General features: G+C 63.5%; 1 pseudogene. It reads left to right on the top strand.

What is annotated here, in order from left to right:
• Nucleotides 1-504: pseudogene (locus K5E19_RS24125) on the top strand (DNA polymerase III subunit gamma/tau); the annotation flags it as partial.

Genomic DNA, 504 nt, shown 5'->3' with positions numbered 1-504 from the left:
CGCTGCAACTGCTGGCCCGCGCGGCAGATGGCAGTCTGCGTGACGCATTAAGTTTGACCGATCAGGCGATTGCCAGCGGCGATGGCCAGCTATCGACCGAGGCGGTGAGCACCATGCTCGGCACCCTCGACGACGATCAGGCCCTGTCGCTGATTGAAGCCATCATCGAAGCCAACGGCGAACGCGCCATGTCTCTGGTGAACGTCGCGGCCTCTCGCGGCGTGGAGTGGGAAGCACTACTGGTCGAAATGCTGGCGCTGCTGCATCGCGTGGCGATGCTGCAACTTTCCCCGTCGGCGATCGGCGCGGACATGGCGACGATTGAACAGCGAATGCGCGAGCTTGCGCGCACGGTTCCACCGGCTGACGTACAGCTTTACTACCAGACGTTACTGATTGGCCGCAAAGAGCTGCCGTTCGCACCGGACCGCCGCATGGGCGTCGAAATGACGCTGCTGCGTGCGCTGGCGTTCCATCCGCGAATGCCGTTGCCCGAGCCTGAAG

It is taken from the genome of Enterobacter sp. RIT637 (genome assembly GCF_019718755.1).
GTDB lineage: Bacteria > Pseudomonadota > Gammaproteobacteria > Enterobacterales > Enterobacteriaceae > Enterobacter.
Note: the sequence above shows the minus strand (reverse complement) of the source record. Positions and strands in the feature narration are given on the sequence as shown.